The sequence below is a fragment of the Parabacteroides sp. AF14-59 genome, from assembly GCF_003479515.1.
In the GTDB taxonomy this organism is placed as follows: domain Bacteria; phylum Bacteroidota; class Bacteroidia; order Bacteroidales; family Tannerellaceae; genus Parabacteroides; species Parabacteroides faecis.
Genome location: NZ_QUHH01000027.1, coordinates 99363 through 100558 on the forward strand (window position 1 = coordinate 99363; position 1196 = coordinate 100558).

The following is a 1196-nucleotide window of genomic DNA, read 5'->3' on the forward strand; positions in this document are numbered from 1 at the left end:
TATTTTCATGATCTGCCAACGACCATCCAAATCTCCGTTAATCGGTGTTTTTCCACAAGCGCTAACTATCAATATTAGCAGCACAGCTATTATATATCTTTTCATCGTATCCATCCTGTTTTTCTGATTGTAAACATACCTCCAACACTTTTACCTAACATAGCACCCCGGTCCAGTCCCAATGATGCGGTAAAATCCCAGCCTTTCAATCTATGGGGAGTATATTTTAATTCGGCTAAAGCATTTCCATTCTTTTTGATCTCATAAAATGGTAAATCATAAGTACCCCAGTTGCGAGTAACTGACAAGAGAATACGATATTGCAGATCGGCACAAGGATTTCCCATTATTCCAAAATGATGTCCCTGTATACGATTACTTTTAAAAATAATTTCTCCATTGTCATTATAAACAGGAGACATCACTAAAGGATTTCCGATACCCATTCCCCAATGTTGCCAACCGGTATAAATACTATGATTATAATAATTATCGGCTCCACTCACCTGTTCAGGTATCTCCGGCGTATGATCCCAATAGACAGGACCAGTCTGATCCTTTGTTGAAATATATTCGTAAACAAAACTGCTAACGATAGGATTTTCAGGAAACGTTATTTCTATCCCAGTCAGGCAGTCCTTCCAGCCATATTCCCCGAACATCTGTGAATGATCTTCGAAATAATGTTCATAATAAGGGCGAACCGTCCAGTCCTGTGGAGCATACCAGGTGAGTGAAAAATTCCAACTACCTAAATGATTTCCATAAATGTTCGTTTGTTCCCCCATTGGAGTATCACTACTACCTCCGCTCGGAATAAACACTTTAAAGAAATCCTTTATCCCATTCGGCATATCTATCTTTTCATTCCCAATAAATGCATTTCCTCCGAACTGAGCAGCCATTTCCAGTCCTCCTTCAAAGATCAGCGGGAATTTCTCCCGATTGCCAAGCTTCACATATAGATCTTTGGAATGATAAAGCACATGTTCCGTATATTTATTTCCCGGAGCTACAAAATTCTTCTGCCAACCATCATCCGTAAACATACCATAAGCAATATGCCCTTTGAAGGCCAGCCAGCCTTTTGTCCCCGGTATAACGGTATATTCCGGAATACCGATACGCACTTGCGGAATCGGCCGGGCATTCCCCGAAAACGTCAATCCCCCGCTACTTAAAAGCGGATTATTAAA

1 protein-coding gene is annotated in these 1196 nt (G+C 40.6%); it reads right to left on the bottom strand.

The genetic code is table 11. The annotated features are described in order from the left end of the window. Positions 1 to 101 precede the first annotated feature (101 nt). Positions 102 to 1196, bottom strand: a 1095-nt coding sequence (locus DWW23_RS22065; RefSeq protein WP_122356260.1) for a capsule assembly Wzi family protein, incomplete at its 5' end; no start/stop codon positions are given.